This window comes from Enterococcus sp. DIV0436a, assembly GCF_051711605.1.
GTDB classification, from domain to species: domain Bacteria; phylum Bacillota; class Bacilli; order Lactobacillales; family Enterococcaceae; genus Enterococcus_B; species Enterococcus_B faecium.
Window position 1 is genome coordinate 1,577,214 of sequence record NZ_JBIONA010000001.1, and the last position, 16,055, is coordinate 1,593,268.

18 protein-coding genes and 2 pseudogenes are annotated in these 16,055 nt (G+C 34.0%); 8 read left to right on the forward strand and 12 right to left on the reverse strand.

Going from position 1 to position 16,055, the window contains the following annotated elements; genetic code table 11:
- Positions 1–69: 69 nt before the first annotated feature.
- A complete protein-coding gene (locus tag IGL15_RS07705; protein WP_104765638.1) occupies positions 70–957 on the forward strand; it encodes a peptidyl-prolyl cis-trans isomerase in 888 nt (295 codons plus the stop codon).
- A gap of 569 nt (positions 958–1,526) precedes the next feature.
- Here IGL15_RS07705 and IGL15_RS07710 read toward each other — a convergent pair.
- The 7 genes from IGL15_RS07710 to IGL15_RS07740 are packed head-to-tail and all read right to left on the reverse strand — an operon-like array spanning position 1,527 to position 7,348.
- Positions 1,527–2,222 carry a fructose-6-phosphate aldolase gene (locus IGL15_RS07710; RefSeq protein WP_086300164.1) on the reverse strand — a complete coding sequence of 232 codons (696 nt, stop codon included), beginning with the start codon at positions 2,220–2,222 and terminating at the stop codon, positions 1,527–1,529.
- Positions 2,206–2,604 carry a PTS glucitol/sorbitol transporter subunit IIA gene (locus IGL15_RS07715; RefSeq protein ID WP_104765637.1) on the reverse strand — a complete coding sequence of 133 codons (399 nt, stop codon included), beginning with the start codon at positions 2,602–2,604 and terminating at the stop codon, positions 2,206–2,208. Before IGL15_RS07715 ends, IGL15_RS07710 begins: the two co-directional genes overlap by 17 nt.
- Before the next feature lie 17 nt (positions 2,605–2,621).
- Positions 2,622–3,617 carry a PTS glucitol/sorbitol transporter subunit IIB gene (gene srlE / locus IGL15_RS07720; RefSeq protein WP_002331718.1) on the reverse strand — a complete coding sequence of 332 codons (996 nt, stop codon included), beginning with the start codon at positions 3,615–3,617 and terminating at the stop codon, positions 2,622–2,624.
- 17 nt (positions 3,618–3,634) lie between these two features.
- Positions 3,635–4,189: a PTS glucitol/sorbitol transporter subunit IIC gene (gene srlA, locus IGL15_RS07725; RefSeq protein ID WP_002289423.1), complete on the reverse strand. Its 555-nt coding sequence runs from the start codon at positions 4,187–4,189 to the stop codon at positions 3,635–3,637.
- Positions 4,177–4,668, reverse strand: a complete 492-nt coding sequence (locus tag IGL15_RS07730) for a transcriptional regulator GutM (RefSeq protein WP_104765636.1) — start codon at positions 4,666–4,668, stop codon at positions 4,177–4,179. The genes srlA and IGL15_RS07730 overlap by 13 nt, the downstream gene beginning before the upstream one ends.
- Entirely contained in the window at positions 4,661–6,529 is a 1,869-nt protein-coding gene (locus IGL15_RS07735; protein ID WP_104765635.1) for a BglG family transcription antiterminator, read from the reverse strand. The genes IGL15_RS07730 and IGL15_RS07735 overlap by 8 nt, the downstream gene beginning before the upstream one ends.
- Before the next feature lie 18 nt (positions 6,530–6,547).
- A complete protein-coding gene (locus IGL15_RS07740) occupies positions 6,548–7,348 on the reverse strand; it encodes an SDR family oxidoreductase (protein WP_104765634.1) in 801 nt (266 codons plus the stop codon).
- Between the two features lie 223 nt (positions 7,349–7,571).
- Between IGL15_RS07740 and IGL15_RS07745 the strand changes: the two genes are divergently transcribed.
- The 7 genes and pseudogenes from IGL15_RS07745 (at position 7,572) to IGL15_RS07775 (ending at position 11,931) form a co-directional block, all read left to right on the forward strand.
- Positions 7,572–7,787, forward strand: coding sequence for a DUF378 domain-containing protein (locus IGL15_RS07745; RefSeq protein ID WP_002289418.1), 216 nt, complete (start codon positions 7,572–7,574; stop codon positions 7,785–7,787).
- A 138-nt stretch (positions 7,788–7,925) separates the two neighbouring features.
- A complete protein-coding gene (locus IGL15_RS07750) occupies positions 7,926–8,411 on the forward strand; it encodes a hypothetical protein (RefSeq protein WP_104765633.1) in 486 nt (161 codons plus the stop codon).
- Between the two features lie 455 nt (positions 8,412–8,866).
- Positions 8,867–9,280, forward strand: a complete 414-nt coding sequence (locus IGL15_RS07755) for an Hsp20/alpha crystallin family protein (protein WP_002299276.1) — start codon at positions 8,867–8,869, stop codon at positions 9,278–9,280.
- 136 nt (positions 9,281–9,416) lie between these two features.
- On the forward strand, positions 9,417–9,677 hold the full coding sequence (locus tag IGL15_RS07760) for a hypothetical protein (protein ID WP_002322258.1): 261 nt from the start codon (positions 9,417–9,419) through the stop codon (positions 9,675–9,677).
- A gap of 117 nt (positions 9,678–9,794) precedes the next feature.
- Positions 9,795–10,085: a hypothetical protein gene (locus IGL15_RS07765; RefSeq protein ID WP_025480068.1), complete on the forward strand. Its 291-nt coding sequence runs from the start codon at positions 9,795–9,797 to the stop codon at positions 10,083–10,085.
- A 490-nt stretch (positions 10,086–10,575) separates the two neighbouring features.
- Positions 10,576–11,367: a TraX family protein gene (locus IGL15_RS07770; RefSeq protein WP_104765632.1), complete on the forward strand. Its 792-nt coding sequence runs from the start codon at positions 10,576–10,578 to the stop codon at positions 11,365–11,367.
- A gap of 171 nt (positions 11,368–11,538) precedes the next feature.
- A pseudogene (locus IGL15_RS07775) lies at positions 11,539–11,931 on the forward strand (VOC family protein).
- A gap of 81 nt (positions 11,932–12,012) precedes the next feature.
- On the opposite strand, the gene IGL15_RS07780 reads toward IGL15_RS07775, so the two are convergent.
- The 5 genes and pseudogenes from IGL15_RS07780 to tnpB all read right to left on the reverse strand — a co-directional run bounded on the left by IGL15_RS07780 (position 12,013) and on the right by tnpB (position 16,045).
- Complete coding sequence (locus IGL15_RS07780; protein ID WP_002331713.1) at positions 12,013–12,936, reverse strand: NAD-dependent epimerase/dehydratase family protein; 924 nt, start codon at positions 12,934–12,936, stop codon at positions 12,013–12,015.
- Positions 12,937–13,614: a type 1 glutamine amidotransferase domain-containing protein gene (locus IGL15_RS07785; RefSeq protein ID WP_058140381.1), complete on the reverse strand. Its 678-nt coding sequence runs from the start codon at positions 13,612–13,614 to the stop codon at positions 12,937–12,939. It lies immediately after the preceding gene.
- On the reverse strand, positions 13,592–13,945 hold the full coding sequence (locus IGL15_RS07790; RefSeq protein ID WP_002324895.1) for an ArsR/SmtB family transcription factor: 354 nt from the start codon (positions 13,943–13,945) through the stop codon (positions 13,592–13,594). The genes IGL15_RS07785 and IGL15_RS07790 overlap by 23 nt, the downstream gene beginning before the upstream one ends.
- A 277-nt stretch (positions 13,946–14,222) precedes the next feature.
- Entirely contained in the window at positions 14,223–14,420 is a 198-nt protein-coding gene (locus IGL15_RS07795) for a cold-shock protein (protein WP_002293041.1), read from the reverse strand.
- Between the two features lie 477 nt (positions 14,421–14,897).
- Positions 14,898–16,045 (reverse strand): annotated as a pseudogene (gene tnpB / locus IGL15_RS07800) (IS200/IS605 family element RNA-guided endonuclease TnpB).
- Between the last annotated feature and the right edge of the window lie 10 nt (positions 16,046–16,055).

Here is a 16,055-nt window from a genome sequence, read left to right on the forward strand (position 1 = left end):
CAGCAACCTTACGAAAATGAAAGACTGTCTGCCTGGTTCTTCTGTTAGACTGTCTTTAATAAGGAAAGGATGGGAAATTTTTTGAAAAAACAACTACTGATTATGTGCCTTTCAGCATTTGCTATTTTGCTATTCTCAGGTTGTCGCAAGTCCAATGAAACAATTGCAACGTTTAAAGGTGGAACACTTACAGTTCAGGATTTTTATGATAACCCAAAAGTTAAATCAAACAATCAAACACTATTAAAAAAAATGATTGTCTTCAAAGCATTTGATGATGTATACGGAAAAGAGATTTCTTCAAAGGAAGTAATAAAAGAATATAATGAACAAATCAAAAAACTTGGTCCAAACTACAAGGAACAATTAAAAGCAGTTGGCCAAACAGAAGAGACATATAAGAAACTCTTTAAACAGATGCTGGCTTTCCAATACGGTTTGAAAGCCAATGTAAAATTAACAGATAAAGATCTAGACACTGCTTGGAAAGAATTCCATCCAGAAGTTAGTACACAGATCATCCCATTTTCGACTAAAGAAGAAGCAGATAAAGCAAAAAAAGAAGCAAACGAAGGGGAAAATTTCTCCAAGCTTGTTCAAGCTTATGGAAAAAATAAAACACTAAAGGAAACTGATGGAAAAATGAATTTTGATTCAACCAATCCAGGGATTCCTACTGAAGTAAAAAAAGCAGCATTTCAATTAAACAACGGGGAAGTTTCTGATATCATTCCTGTAACAGATCCAACGACTTATCAGCAAAGCTATTATCTAGTAAAAATGGTAAAAAAACAGGATAAAGGTTCTAATAAAGATAAATACAAATCAGAGCTAGAAAAAATCGCCACGGAAACAAAAACTCTTGATACGGAATTCATGGACAAAACAATCCGTAAAGTGATGAAAAAAGACAATGTAACTATTAAAGATCCTTATGTAAAAAATATATTCAAATAAACAAATTTGACCCAATTGGGGATGTGGCAAAATTTGAGAAGTGATTTTTGGAAATTCCTTCTTATTTTTGAGGCAAACCACTTTTGCCACAACTTCATTGGGGTCTTTTTTTATTTGTTACAATCATGAGGATATAAATTTAAAAAAGTTTTTTATTTCTATCACATGAATCAATGCGCCATTAAGTAGATTCTTTCATGCTCCCCTATTTTTTCACTTGCCGTATCGCTTCAAAAACAACTATCATAAACTCAAACTCGACTGAAAAGTTATTTAAAAAAGACTAAAAATATCCCTTATGGACTTTTTCTTCTTATTCTGTTATACTAGAGAAACACGAAAGATATTTTTATGCGACACTTTTCATTTGTTTTTATGAAATTTATTCAAAACTGGCGTAACTTCAGAGTTACAAGGATGTATTAGAGGTTAGGGAATACATCGTTTAAATGAGAAATAAGTAATAGTTAGTAATAGTCACCCAAACTTTAAATTAATGAATATTGAATCGTCAGATAGCCTTCTCGAGTTTTCGAGAAGGCTATCGTTTATTTTATGGAGAAATTGATTCAGAAGTAATCAGCGACCTTTTTTAGTTCACCAATCGTTTCTGCTTGGAAAGTTTGCACCCAATCTTCTTGGAAGCCCCTCACTGCTTTATCAATCGAGGGCATCTCTAATACTTGATCTAGTAGCTCTTTACCTAACGTTATCGCATGAGCTCCAGATCGAATGGCTGTAGTGACTTGTTCACAATTTTTGAAACTAGCTGCTAATATTTTTGTTGGACTTTGCGTACGTTCGATCTCAGTCCGCAACGAATCAATCACTTTCATAGCATCAATGCCTTGATTTTGCATCCTGTTATAATAAGGTGCAATATAATCTGCTCCATTATTAATAGCTAAATACCCTTGTAATTCTGTGTAAATAGCTGTACCGGTAATCAAATAACCTTCTTTTTTCAACTTTTTGATTGCTTGAAGGCCTGCTTGATTCACCGGCACCTTGATAAACGTATCTTTTCCCAGTTCTTCTATGATAACTCGAGCATCCTCTATCATTTCTTCTTCCGTTCTTCCTATTGTCTGAATATGGATGGGAATCTGTCCGATTATTTTTTTGATTTCTTTCATATGCGAGAAGAAGTTTGACACTCCTTCTTTTTTCAGAATAGTAGGATTTGTTGTTACGCCTGTTAAATTCAAAAACTGTTGACAAGAATAAATACTTTTTGTATTTGCTGTATCAAGCATGATTTCCATATAGCTTTCCCCCATTCTGATCCTCTTGATCGATTTTAATGATTGTCCCCTTTCTTAAATGCGGCATTTCCTTATCTTCTACATACATTGTTCCTGGAAGTTCCGGCTCATGAGATCCATCAAATTTTATCGTGATATGTCCTAATTCATTCAAATTAGTTTGGACAACATCTCCTACTGCTGTGATTACATACATTTGTTTATCAAAGCAGAGCTTCATATCACAAGTTATTTCTTTTCTTACCTGATTCAATTCAATCTTATAACAATAATCTGTTAATGTTTCCGGTGCTTCATCTCCAAATAAAATCATTATTTTTTCTTTCCTGAATACTTCTACTTCTATACCAACATCTGTTACAACCGTTTCAAAGATCGTCATCTCTGTTCCTCCTAAACTCAGCTATATAATCCAAAACTTGCTACCCAAGCAATGATAACTCGTGGGATGCCGTTAAGAAATCTTGAATAAAGAACTGATGGTACACCTACTTCTACTGTCTCAGCTTTTGCTTCTTCCAAACCTAGACCGACTGGAATAAAATCACATGCATTTTGAGTATTGATAGCAAATAGTGCCGGTAATGCTAATTGGGGAGGAATATTTCCTTTCCCAATCTCTACACCGATCAATGTTCCAATCACTTGGCTAATAACTGCCCCTGGACCAAGCAAAGGAGATAAAAATGGCAGTGAACAAATAAATCCAATGATTGTTAATCCAACTGCATTTCCTGCTAAAGGTGCCATAATGTTAGCAAATACATTACCGATCCCAGAACCTTGTATCACACCAATCAAAAGGGAAACGAAAGCCATAAAAGGGATTACTGTCCGGATCATCGTATCTACTGCTTCTCTTGCTGATTGATTGAATGTAGCAACTACTTTTCCCGCGCCCATTCCAATTTTTGCTATCCAGTTTTGCTGCTCTGCTTTTTGCTCGGTTATCTTTTTAGAAGTATCATATTTGTACTTTTTATCTGGAGATGCAGTATTTACTGTTTCTTTGTTATCATCAGTTTCCATTAGTGGCTGTATTTGTTCTAATCCTACTGCTGAAACATAAATATCTTCAGTGATATATTGTGCTAATGGGCCACTTTTTCCTGTGGGAACGATATTGATGGTTGGTATCCCTTTTTTAGGATAAATTCCACATCTAAGAGTCCCTCCACAGTCAACGATTGCAAGCGCAATTTCACTATCAGGTATTGATGTTTTGAATCCATTGATAGACTCCATACCTGTCAGTTCTTCTATTTTATCTACGATCATTGGCCTCTCACCTCCACCTGTGACATAGATGAACTTGTGTTTATCTTTTGTCGGCCTAATAATCAAAGGACCTCCATACCCGCCGTTTCCTTTTACGATCTTGATATCACTATACATTTAAAACTCTCCTTTCTCTAATCAACTGAAAGCTCTACTTTTTTGCTAAGAACGATTCCTTGCTGTCTGCATACAAATCCAGTAGTAAAATCAGTTATCCAACCACCAATAAAGTTCATCAGCAGTCCCACAAGCAAGTATCGGATAGCCAGCTCCATCGAATTTAGCCCTAAGGTTTCGATCCCTTGAGCAATCCCCATCCATACAAACAATTCTCCAGGATTAATATGGGGGAATACACCATTGCTCGTATGACAAAATTGAGCTTGAGCAGCATAATAGCTTGGTTTGTAGTATTCTGGAAGGAAACGAGCCATTGTAAATGACATAGGATTTCCCAACATAAAAGCAGATAAGAACGGTAACACAAGGTAACGAGTAAGCGGATTTTTCGCTGATAATTTGGCTACTTTCGTTACTCGGTCTTCACCTAAAAAAGCAATCAGCGTATTCATTGCAACCATCAGCATCAAGACAACTGGTACGATTCCTGTCATCCAGCTTATGAATGTTTCTGCACCTGTTTGGAACAGCCTCATAAATCCCTCAGCAAATTTTGTTATGATATCCATCGTTTGTCACTCCTTTTTTCTTTGATCGTACTTTTCCATATCCGAAAATTATTGAGCATAGCAATAAAAGGCAATGAAGGTTGTTCACTTTTTTCATTTCCTGCCTCTATTCGTAAGTATACTTCTCTGGCATTTTCTAAAGCTACTTGTGTCAAACGATCTTCCGCTCGAACTGAGGGATGGTAACGATCGATGTAATGGATATCTTCACCCGCATAGACAGGTAATGAATGAAATTTCGCCAAAGATGTAACCCCTTGCATTTTTCTGACTTCTAAAACTTGATCATGATCGTCTATAGCTAGCATAACAATCGTGCCTGAACGGATTTTCCCAGGTCGTTTACCAATCGCTACTTTTCCTTTTCTTCGCAGTTCGCTATATGTTTGATTGAAATGCTTTAGTTGCTTCCAACCGATAACTGCTTGCATCACATAAGCTGAAGCTGCGAAAACTATGAATAGATACATATCATTCATGAAGTCTCTCTCCTTTACTTTTGATTAGTTTTAAAAATGATTCTTGTGTCGGTGCTAATTCAATAAACTCATCTATTCCCATTTTTATGAGTTCAAATAGGATATCGTATAGCTCAAATAATTCATTCTCAACTTCAGCCGTCATTTCTTCAGGTATGGCAAATAAAAAAATAACTCCATTTCCTCCTGTTTCTGCTAAACCTTGATCAGTTATTAGCCCTACTGATAAAACAATGTGTTGAGATAGCTGGTTGGTTGTGTGAGGAAAAGAAAATTCTTTGTTAACAAATGTGCTTTGCTGAGATTCTCTTTTCAAGATCCTTTTTTCAAATTCTTCATCCACATAATAGCCTCTGATCAAAGGAGCGATTAATTTGTTTAAATATTCTTGATACGTCTTTTTTTCTTTCCATATTTGATAGAAAAAAACAGTAGAATGAAACCCGGCTAATCGCTTTTTTTTTGCTTTTTGCCATTGTGCCCTTAACCAAGAGTCATCGAAAAGATTAGTCAAATGGATCACCGGTGTCTCTTCATTTACATTTTTTAACGGAATCGTTGTAAAAACAGCGAAATATTTGTTTAGATCTACTTTTTCATATTGTTCTTCTGAAACATGTGTTATTTGTATATCCGTCCCCAATATCCTTTTGATTTGTCTTTGGATCATTAATGCTGTTCCTTTTCCTGTCGTATGAACAATGGCTACTTTTTTAGAGGAAAAATGCTCTTTTTGATATCGAAATGCTAACTCCAAATACAACGTTAGGTAGCTGATCTCTACTTTAGAGATCGTATGTTGCAAGATAGCTTCTAATGCTTGTATGCATTCGCTAGCGATTTGGTAAGAAAAAGGATACTTTTTTTCTATCTCACCATAAAATAAATCAGTCAATCGATAACGAAAAATTACCCGATTTATCAATAAAGAGAGGTGCTGTTTCATCTCTTGATATAAGAAGGACTCATCCAGATCAATGAGATCTAATCGTCGAATACGCATCATCATGGGGTCGAAATATAAGCGCAAATCAGAGTTAGCTTTTCTTATCATCGTTATACTTGTGTTGATGATGTTCAAAGGAAAACTGATAAAATCTTTTTCATATTGGCTCAAAGTTAGTTCATAGATTTCTTCCAACCGATTGATCAGTTCATTGAATTCTTGGATATATTCAAAACACCCACTGTAACGATTGATGGGCTTCTTCAACAGATAGTTACTAGAGATTCTATTCAAAGAAATACCGATAACTTTCGTCAAAAGGGTGATTTCTTGTTTACTAGCATTCGTCTTCTTCTGAAAATGTTTGATTGCTTGTTTTTCTTCTAGAAACTGTTCTGTTTTCGTCTCTGAAAAGTAGGGAGAAACAAAATAAAATAAAAGTAGTCGTAATTCTAGCTCATCTCCTATTATTCTTAGTCCTTTATTTGGTGTGCCTGTAATCTTTACATCAAAATCATTGATCATCTCTTTTAATGTCTTTAGATCCTTGACCACTGTTCCTCTGCTGACACCGACTTCTTCAGACAAATCATCCATACGTAAGAAATCCTCTGTTTCGATCAGCCTATTTAGTAAATAAGCGATTCTTTTGGATGCCGAATTGAAATCACTGGCTGTTTTCAATTTTCCTTGCATGATCTCATCAAAAAAATCAAAATCATAAATTTCAAGTTCAAAATGTTTGTTTTTTTGGATGATTTTTGCAATACCGGCAATTTCTTCATTCAACTCCCCAATATCTTTTTTTATGGTTTGATTACTGGTTTTGATTTCTTTTTGCACTTCCTGGATTGAAACTTTCTTGTGAGTGACTAGTAATTTCAATAATTGGTACCATCTGTTTACTAGCGTCACGTGCGTCCCCCCTATCCTTTATCCTCTTGTTTTACCTCCTGAAATATTAGTCGTGACCCCAGTGATATAACTTGATCTTTCTGAAAGATAATAGCAGACTAGATCCGCCACTTCTTGCAGCTTACCACTCCTTCCTAGAGGGATCGTACTTGTTCGACTGTAACCGTTTCTCAGCTGTTCGACGCTTATACCTCTCGTATAAGAAAGAGCTTCTTCATATTCTTGTGTTCTCAAACCGGTTTCTTCCAGTATCCCTGGTGCAACACCTACCACACGAACATTCCTCTTTCCTAACTCTTTTGCCCAAGAACGAGTAAAACTGTTCATCGCTGCTTTTGTAGCAGCATAACAGCTCTGTCCTTCTGATCCTTCCAATCCTGATTCAGAAGAAAGATTTACGATCACTCCTGATCCCTTTTGCACCAAGATTCTTCCAACTGCTTGGCTCATCAAATATACACTTTTTTGATTGACAGCGATCATCTTATCAAAAACTTGTTCTGATAATTCATACTTGCTTTTTGGATGATTTCTATCTATTAGAAGAGAAGGAATATTTATTCCTACATTATTGACTAGACCATCGATCGTCTTGAAATGTTTCATTACTTTATATATCCCTTCTTCTATGTCCGTTTTAGAAGACACATCGACTTTTAAAGATAGTAGGTTTTCATGCTGTATACGGCATTCAGTTACATCAAAATTCGCTACTTGTGCATTCTGCTTCAACAAATTTTCGACGATACTTCTTCCAATTCCTGAGGAACCTCCAGTTACAATTACTACTTTTCCTGCAATATCCAACCAATCCGACATATGTGATCCTCTCCTTCTTTTTTCTTACAAATCCAGTATAAAAGCTCACTAAAAAAAATTAAGACATGAAATTTACAGCTTCAGCTAAAAAATGTGTACTAATGGAAGAGCAAAAAAAATTTTCATCTTTTTGCATAGATTGCTAAAATTCCTGAGCGTTATATAAGCAATGTTTCTCTTTTTGATATATAATTGTTTTATCATTTAAGGAAGGAGAATTCTAATGAAAACTTTAGATGCTATTGCATTAACTTTATTGATTGTGGGAGGGTTGAACTGGCTGTTGGTAGGCTTGTTCGAACTTGATTTAGTAGCTATGATTGCTGGTGGTTCAACAACTATTTTTGCGAAGATCATTTATATCGTCGTAGGTATTTGTGCGATCTACTGCTTGAAATTTTTCCCAATGATTACTAGAAAAGTTGATGAAAGATATTAGAAAGCTATAATTATTAAAAAAGTTATTATCTTCATGAACCTTCCCTTTATTGGGAAGGTTTTTTCATTTTAAACCATCTGCTTTTCTTTGTTTAAGTGATATACTGAATAAAGATAATCTATTTTAGGAGGAGCTATCATGCATAAAGGGATTTACGCAGGCTTGTTGGGAACTGTAATACTTTTTTCTGCCTGTGGATATAAAACAAAGAATTCTGTTAAAGAATCTTCAGCAGCCATTTCAACAACTGAGGTTGGTTCAACTAAAAGTACTTCTACTACTTCCATTGCTAATACTTCTACTGGTAATGTAGATTCGCAACATAGCCAATCAAGTATTCAGTCGTCTAGCATTTCTTCAACATCTGAAATGCAAGAAAGCACTGTACCTTCTCTTCCATTAGAAAACTCTGACAAAGCACTTCTATTTCTTATTGCCCACCGTTCCGAATTACAAAGTGACGATATTGTTATTAGCTTTTATCAAAAAATTGATCGAGATTATTTGTTCACAGCTTCCAGCAAACAAATCCGTTCCCAAGGAGGATCTGGAAGCGTTGGTTTTTATCGAGTGTCACCCGAAGGATCGATTACGATGACAGATGCAAATGGAACACCATTTTGATTAGATGATATTATACGGATTTACAGTACTAGCAAGTCATTATTGGTATCATTTTTTCTGAGAAAGTTATACGGAGTATAAATAAGCATTTGCATTAACCTAATAATTCGTTACAGCTATTTCTCTTATGAATATACTCACTTCTCTACTTGCTCTCTTGATAAATTTTTGGTATCTACTTCATTTTCGGTCAACTGAGTTAATAAAATTTATTGTCGGGCGGTTTTCTAGATTCAATTTTTCTATATTTGGATAGAAGAATTTACTTTTTTATCTTTTGACATATTTTCTTCTTATTATTTTAATGATCCCTTTTTCAAATTAGAAAGATAGCCTTTGTATCGTATTAGATGAAATATTCACAAAGCTAACCATTATACTTGCATTTTTTTCAAAATAGAGTTATTACGTAAATAGGGATAAATAAAAAATACTTATTGAAAGGATGATCAAAAATGGCAAATGTACCTAGCATTCGCGACATGTTCCCTGATTTCAATGATGTGTTTAGTCCAGCATTCAATGATTTTTTAGGTGTTTCAAGTTATCCAAAAGTAGATTTAGTCGAAAATGAAAAAGAATACAAACTAACTGCTGATATGCCTGGCTGTGACAAAGAAGACACGACAGTTGAATATTCAGATAATACTTTGACGATCTCCGCCAATCATGAGTCCCATACAGAAGATAAAGAAGATGGCAACTATGTACGGAAAGAAAGACATTCGGTCTCTTACAAACGTTCATTCTATCTTCCTAATGTTGATGAAGAAAAAATCACTGGAACCTTTAAAAACGGTGTGCTGAAATTGGTATTACCTAAAACAGCTCATCAGCCAAAAGAAACAAAAAAAATTGAGTTAAATTAGAACTTATCGCCTCTCGATGAATGAGGGGCGATTTTTATATATTTGGATAAGAACGAGTATGTTTAAATTTTCAAAATGAGCAAAAAAATATTTTGTTTTTACGATAAAGATGTTATGATCTCTCTTGGTAAAAAATATGGGAGTTGATCATTTGATTGTCTTAAGTAAACTTTTGTTTTGGATACCATTTATCATAATGACCAGTGCTTTCTTTTACTTATTCAAAAGGCCTAACAAATACTTACTCTTATCTGCTTGTCCGATGATCTATTTTATCCATAAGATTAGAGGATTTTATTATTACGACTCTGGTATCTCATTGTTTTGCTACGAAATCGGCTTATTAGCTTCGGCCATCTTTTTCATATTTGTGTTAGAATATTTCAGAAAAAAATAAACTTCCAGTCAGTTTTGGCTGGAAGTTTTTTATTTGGTGCAGATCTTTTCAGCTGTTATTCATACAAGTTGATCCATTTTTCTATTATTAAGTACATACCATTGTTACTCTTTGAATGTGGGGGAGAAAAAAATAAAAGGAGCTGGTATTTTGTTAGTTATGAGTAAAGCTTTGTTTTTACTTCCCTGCACGTTCATGTTTATTGTTTTATGTTATTTCAAAAGAAGAAAAAAATGGTGCTGGATCGATGTTCTACTATTCCTTCCCTTTTTCCCGCTTATTTATTTTCTTGAAGAAATATGGGATGATATGGCATGTGATTCTGCTTTTCTTTTTAGTCATTCATTGGGGCTTATGATCTCTCTTATGATCTTTGCCATTGTGCTATTTTTTTTGAATAAAAAATAATGTATTAAAATGTATTAACTCGTTTGTCCCAACTTCCAAAACATATTTTTGAAAGTTGGGTGTTATCTTTTTTGAAGTATAAAAAGATCTCAAATCAATCCACTTTACTTTCTTATTATGTTATTCATAGTAACAAAATCCCACCTACTTTATCTTATAACTTGATTTTTTGCATAAAAACTAAATAAAGAGTGCGGCATTTCGCACTTTTTTATTATAGATAAACGTTTAGACAAATTGGAGTACTTCTAGTGTCGTGATACATTGGCATAGAAATTACTTGCAGTTTGTAGGTTTACATAATTTAATTATAGTTACGCTCTATTTTATCTCCCATTCACTAATATTTCAAAGATGATTTCTCCATCTCGTTAATTATTATAGAAAATCATATGACAAAAGTGTTAGCTTTTTCGATTGTGATTCTTGCTCAACTTTATTAATAATACAACTGTCACTTGTTTCATTTATTTAATTAGGAGGGAAAAATTTGAATACTGTTAGCTTGAAAAAAGGATTTTCTACCTTTGATCTAAAAATTTTAGGGATTACGTTGATGTTTATCGATCACATTCATCAAATGTTTTATCCGTTTGGTGCTCCCGATTGGCTGGATTGGTTTGGTAGGCCAGTTGCTACTTTGTTCTTTTTTATAAGCGTTGTAGGCTTCTCACATACACATGATAAAAAGAAATATATGAAGCGACTTTATTTCTCAATGGTTCTTATGGCTTTCTTCACTTATTTTCTTGGTAATATCGTTCATTATGATGAAGTGGTATTGATAAATAATATTTTTAGAGATTTGTTTATTGGTACGGTCATGATGTATGCAATTGATCTTTTCACTGATGGAAAAAATACTGGAAGTTGGAAAAAGATTCTTACAAGTATTTTCTTGTTCATTTTACCAATCTTACTCTCACTATTTATTCCCTTGTTATTTTCCAGTCCAGTAATCGTTCAAAATAAAATTGTTTTTATGCTGATTACGTCATTTTTACCTGCACTGCTTTTAGCAGAAAATAATTTTATGGTTCTTTTGATTCCTTTACTTTATTTAGCAAGAAATCACCGTAGCATTCAATGTATTATTATCTCAATCGTTGCCGGCATATACTTCTTCTTGGGTACGACCCAGTGGATAATGATCTTTTCAGTCATCCCGATATTGTTATATAACGGACAAAAAGGAAAAGGAATGAAATATTTCTTCTATATCTTTTATCCGGCACATATTGCCCTATTATATTTGCTATCCGCGTTTTTATATAAATACTAGACTGATTATTAATGAAAGAAAAACTTGTCATAAACTCTTAAAGAATCCCATGAAACTTATGCAGGAGAATTCACCATTTCGATTTAGTTCCTTTCCTTAGTCTTTTTTACCCATTCCATATTACAATCGCTTTGCAATCGATCTCACAAAAAGGAATCTGGAGGGAAAAAGATGAAGCAAATATTGCCGTTTTTGACGTATAATGGTCAAGCAGAAGAAGCAATCAATTGGTATCACAAAGCTTTTCCTAACTCCGAAATCACTAAGTTGAATCGGTATGGAGATACCAGTAAAGAGGAACCGGATCTTATACTTGAAGGCGAACTTAAATTAGGCAATCAAGTAATTGGATTTTTGGATATGTCAAAAGATTTCCCTGCACCTGCCTCCACCTGAGCATCTACCATTTTGATTGAAGTAGATGATCAGGCAGAATTCGATCAGGCGTTTAATATATTAAAAGATAGCGGAACTGTAATGATGCATGAAAAAAACTATGAGAAGTATAAGGAAGTTTGCTGGGTGACTGACAAGTTTGGCTTTACTTGGCAATTGTTATTCTAAGCATGAGATAAAACGTAAAAAACGATAGTTGACATCCATTAAATATGGAAAGTCAACTATCGTTTTTTCTCTCGAGTAATATTACTTTTCTAACTTGAATAAATCGTCTAATGCATTTGAGAATGTTGTTATTTCAAAATCTGGAAATTTCTTTTTAAATTTATCAGAATTAAACTTGTTGTCATAATGATATCTAGGTAATAACTCTTTTAGCTCTTGCATATTTTTATTGAATATAGAGCCAAGATCAAACATCCATTGTTTGATCACTTTATATTTTACCGGTTTGTGCAATTTTTCTTCCATCAACTTTATCATCTCTTCATATGTTCGACTTACATCACAAGGTAGATGCCAGGTTTGGTTATAAGTGTCAGGCTGATTTGCTAAAAGCGCCATGGCTTTACTAGCATCAGGTGTCCATATTAAGGTCCTTAATGTTTGATCAGAAATTGGCAACAAAGCAGTCTTATCATTTTTCACTCGGTTAAACAATAAACTGTTTGTAATACTTTGCGTCTTATTAGGTCCATAAAATTCAGGAGCGCGACAAATCATCACATCGATGTCAGGATTCTCCATTTCAGTCACTAGCCGGTCTGCCATTTTAGCTCGAACAGTGGATTTGATACCATCATAAATAAATTTGCTATCCTCAAATTGTTCCGTGTCATTTTTTTCGTACATATAAGTGTTATCGAAAAAAACTAATTTCGCCTTTGTTTCTTTACAAGCCTGTATGACATTTTCTAACATGATTTCAAATTTTGTTTTCCACTGTTCGGAGTCCATCGGTAATCCTGCAGCAAAATAAACAATCTCACTTCCTGCTACAGCACGAATAGTTGCCTCACGATCTAAAATATCCGCTGAGATTAGTTCGTCTGTATCGTTGATTGATTTCGGATTTCGACTAACTAAGCGCAACTGTTTCCCGTACGTTTGATTGAGTTCTTTTGCTAATTCGTATCCAATTTGGCCATTACTGCCAATAACTGTTTGCATTTAGATAACCTCCTTGATGAATGTTCGTGCTAGTTCTCTTGTTGAATACGGGTTTTGTCCAGTAATCAGATGACCATCCTTTACCACATGACTCTTAAAGAAACGCTTCTTGATAAAATATCCTTTTCTCCTTACAGTCATCTCTTCATTATCAAAAGGAACTACTTTGCTTTTCATCGCCAATAATTCCTCCGTTTTAGTAAAACCAGTCAATTTTTTATTTGCTATTAAATAGTCATTATTAGCAAGTCTGATATTCAATAAACCTGCTATACCGTGGCACACAGATAATACATAGCCATTTGATTCATAAATATCACTCGCTATTTTTTGTAATGCGTTATTTTCTGGAAAATCCCACATGACACCATGTCCTCCGGTAAAGTAAATAGCAATATAATCTTCACTCTTTACGTTTGCAGGAGACAACGTATTCCTCAAACCTTTTTCAATAAATGTTTCATTAGAATAAATGTCCATAACATCAGGATCTAGATTTTTCATACTTCTAGGGTCAATCGGTACATAACCACCTAACGGACTGACAAAATCAGCTTCAAATTGATATTTATAGATTTCTGCTAAAAATTCTACTGTTTCTCCTAGCCAAAGCCCAGTAGCTTTATTTGTTCCTTTGTATTGATTGACATTTGTTTCAACTATCAGAATTTTCTTCACTGTTTTTTAGCTCCTCTATTTCATCTATTACGTCAGACAAAAAATCTCTTAGTTTATATATATTTTTATTTTCGTGTTTTAAATAGTAAAAATTTTTAGTTCCCTCTTCTCTGACCTCTAATAAATCGGCGTCTTTTAAAATTTTCAAGTGGTGCGATACTGCTGGTCTTGATAAACCTGTATCGTCAGTTAGTTCTCCTACTTGCAAACCATGACAGCTTTTTTCATTTAATAATCTAATCAAAATCAATTGTCTTTTTCTGTCACCTAAAGCTGCTAAAAAATCACTTAATGATTCTAGTTCTGTTTTTAAGCGATCGTGTCCATTCATTGTGATCTACCTCTTTCGTTTATCAGTTTAAACCATTAAACCATTTTTAATAAAATATGTAAATTCCTTTGCTCAAAAAAGTAGCTTCTTTACGATTCGACAATTTCAGATAAAGCAGGTAAAAACTGGCTGTCAGAAAATAGCCAAACTGAAGCAAAAAATAATGTTAAAACTAATTAATGAACGAAAAAATCCCTCACCTAATATTACGGTGAGGAATTTTTTCTACCGACATAAACAAAAAAACCACCTCATATGAGGCGGTTAACGTTCAACATTATTTTACGATATTTACTGCTTGAGGACCACGTTGTCCTTCTTCAATATCATAAGTAACTGCTTGGCCTTCATCTAAAGACTTAAAGCCTTCTCCTTGGATTGCTGAAAAATGAGCGAATACGTCATTTCCATCTTCACCAGTGATGAAACCAAAACCTTTATCTGAGTTAAACCATTTTACTGTACCGTTATTCATATATATTTCCTCCTGATACGTATATAATACGTGTTTTATTGCAATTAATATTACTTGGTAAAAGGAGTTTTTATAGTGTGAATATATCGCTCAGATTACGTTTCAAATTAGATTACTTATTTACTATAACACGGATGTAATGCTAACACAAGGATAATCACTCGATATACGGCTTAAATATAAATAAAAAGATGTGAAATTTCAGAAAATCACAATAATTGATTAACCAACGAGAAAGACCTTCAATGAATGATCTCTCTATCAATTAATCGAGTAATATCTAGTTTCTTTTTGTTCTTCGTTAACTACTTCCGTTTGTGAACTACTCACCACTTAGCTAAACCTGACGGTTCTTAACGCTTGAAGTGGGAGCTTCTTGGGAATAGAGCATACTTGATAGCGTATTTCTTTACTAACAGCGGTGTCTCTTATTTACCAAGCTATCCCCGTAGTTCCTACGGTTCTTGATGATTGGATCTAAGCCAATCCCATAGAATGTAGTCTTAGACCTTCGGTCAGAATATTGATACTAGCATTGATATCACGATCATGATGAGTATGACAAACAGGACAAGTCCATTCTCGAATTTCAAGAGATTTCTTGCCATCTTTATGTCCGCACTCTGAACAAATCTGACTAGACGGAAACCATTTATCTACTTTGATGATTTTTCGTCCATACCAGTCAGCCTTGTATTGTAATTTAGTCACAAACTTTGACCAAGAAACATCAGAAATACTTTTAGCTAATTTATGATTTCGCAACATACCTTTTGTGTTTAAGTCTTCAATACAGATAATATCGTGATTTTTGATCATTTCTGTACTCAACTTATTCAGAAAATCAGTACGTTGATTCATTACTTTTTCATGCAATCTAGCTACTTTGCGTTTTTGTTTTTGATAATTTTTAGCTTCAAATAGATTGGTACCTTTATTTTTAGCCAATAAAGCACGCCTAGACAATTTGCGTTGTTCACGCTTTAGTTTCTTTTCCATTTTGGACGTGAATTTATTATTATCAATTTTTTGTCCATCAGAAAGAATCGCAAAGTCCATAATACCTAAGTCAATACCAATTGTGGAATTAGTTTTAGGTAATTCGATAATTTCTTCTTTACACAACAAAGAAATATAGTATTTACCGCTAGAATGACGTGATATTGTAGCAGATTTGATAATCCCTTTGGTTGTCTATGAAGCTTAATTCTTACTAATGACTTCAATTTAGGAACTTTGATGAATTTACTATCAATCAAAGCAATTGTACCATTTTGATTATTCGTTGTATAACTCTGAACAGGATTTTTCTTACTTTTGAAACGTGGAAATCCAACGGATTTATCCCGAAAAAAATTCTTGTATGCTTTATCTAAATTAAGTTGGGCATTGGCTAAAGCAAGGCTATCAATTTCTTTCAAAAACGGAAATTCTTTCTTGTATTTAGCTGGTGTCGGAAAAGTCATTTTTTTAGAAGAATCATTTTTAACTTCTTCATACGCCTTTTTTCGGTCATCAAGCATTAGATTGTAGACCTTACGGACACAACCAAAAGATTTGGCAAAGAAGATTTCTTGTTCCTCTGTTGGATAGATTCTGAATTTGTATGCTTTTAGTTGTTCCATAAAGTTCACC

Excerpts from the sequence above, each read along its gene's own strand:
- IGL15_RS07705 (WP_104765638.1), top strand. The coding sequence starts at position 70 with ATGGGAAATTTTTTGAAAAAACAACTACTGATTATGTGCCTTTCAGCA.
- IGL15_RS07710 (WP_086300164.1), bottom strand. The coding sequence starts at position 2,222 with ATGGAAATCATGCTTGATACAGCAAATACAAAAAGTATTTATTCTTGT.
- IGL15_RS07715 (WP_104765637.1), bottom strand. The coding sequence starts at position 2,604 with ATGACGATCTTTGAAACGGTTGTAACAGATGTTGGTATAGAAGTAGAA.
- srlE (WP_002331718.1), bottom strand. The coding sequence starts at position 3,617 with ATGTATAGTGATATCAAGATCGTAAAAGGAAACGGCGGGTATGGAGGT.
- srlA (WP_002289423.1), bottom strand. The coding sequence starts at position 4,189 with ATGGATATCATAACAAAATTTGCTGAGGGATTTATGAGGCTGTTCCAA.
- IGL15_RS07730 (WP_104765636.1), bottom strand. The coding sequence starts at position 4,668 with ATGAATGATATGTATCTATTCATAGTTTTCGCAGCTTCAGCTTATGTG.
- IGL15_RS07740 (WP_104765634.1), bottom strand. The coding sequence starts at position 7,348 with ATGTCGGATTGGTTGGATATTGCAGGAAAAGTAGTAATTGTAACTGGA.
- IGL15_RS07745 (WP_002289418.1), top strand. The coding sequence starts at position 7,572 with ATGAAAACTTTAGATGCTATTGCATTAACTTTATTGATTGTGGGAGGG.
- IGL15_RS07750 (WP_104765633.1), top strand. The coding sequence starts at position 7,926 with ATGCATAAAGGGATTTACGCAGGCTTGTTGGGAACTGTAATACTTTTT.
- IGL15_RS07755 (WP_002299276.1), top strand. The coding sequence starts at position 8,867 with ATGGCAAATGTACCTAGCATTCGCGACATGTTCCCTGATTTCAATGAT.
- IGL15_RS07760 (WP_002322258.1), top strand. The coding sequence starts at position 9,417 with ATGGGAGTTGATCATTTGATTGTCTTAAGTAAACTTTTGTTTTGGATA.
- IGL15_RS07780 (WP_002331713.1), bottom strand. The coding sequence starts at position 12,936 with ATGCAAACAGTTATTGGCAGTAATGGCCAAATTGGATACGAATTAGCA.
- IGL15_RS07790 (WP_002324895.1), bottom strand. The coding sequence starts at position 13,945 with ATGAATGGACACGATCGCTTAAAAACAGAACTAGAATCATTAAGTGAT.
- IGL15_RS07795 (WP_002293041.1), bottom strand. The coding sequence starts at position 14,420 with ATGAATAACGGTACAGTAAAATGGTTTAACTCAGATAAAGGTTTTGGT.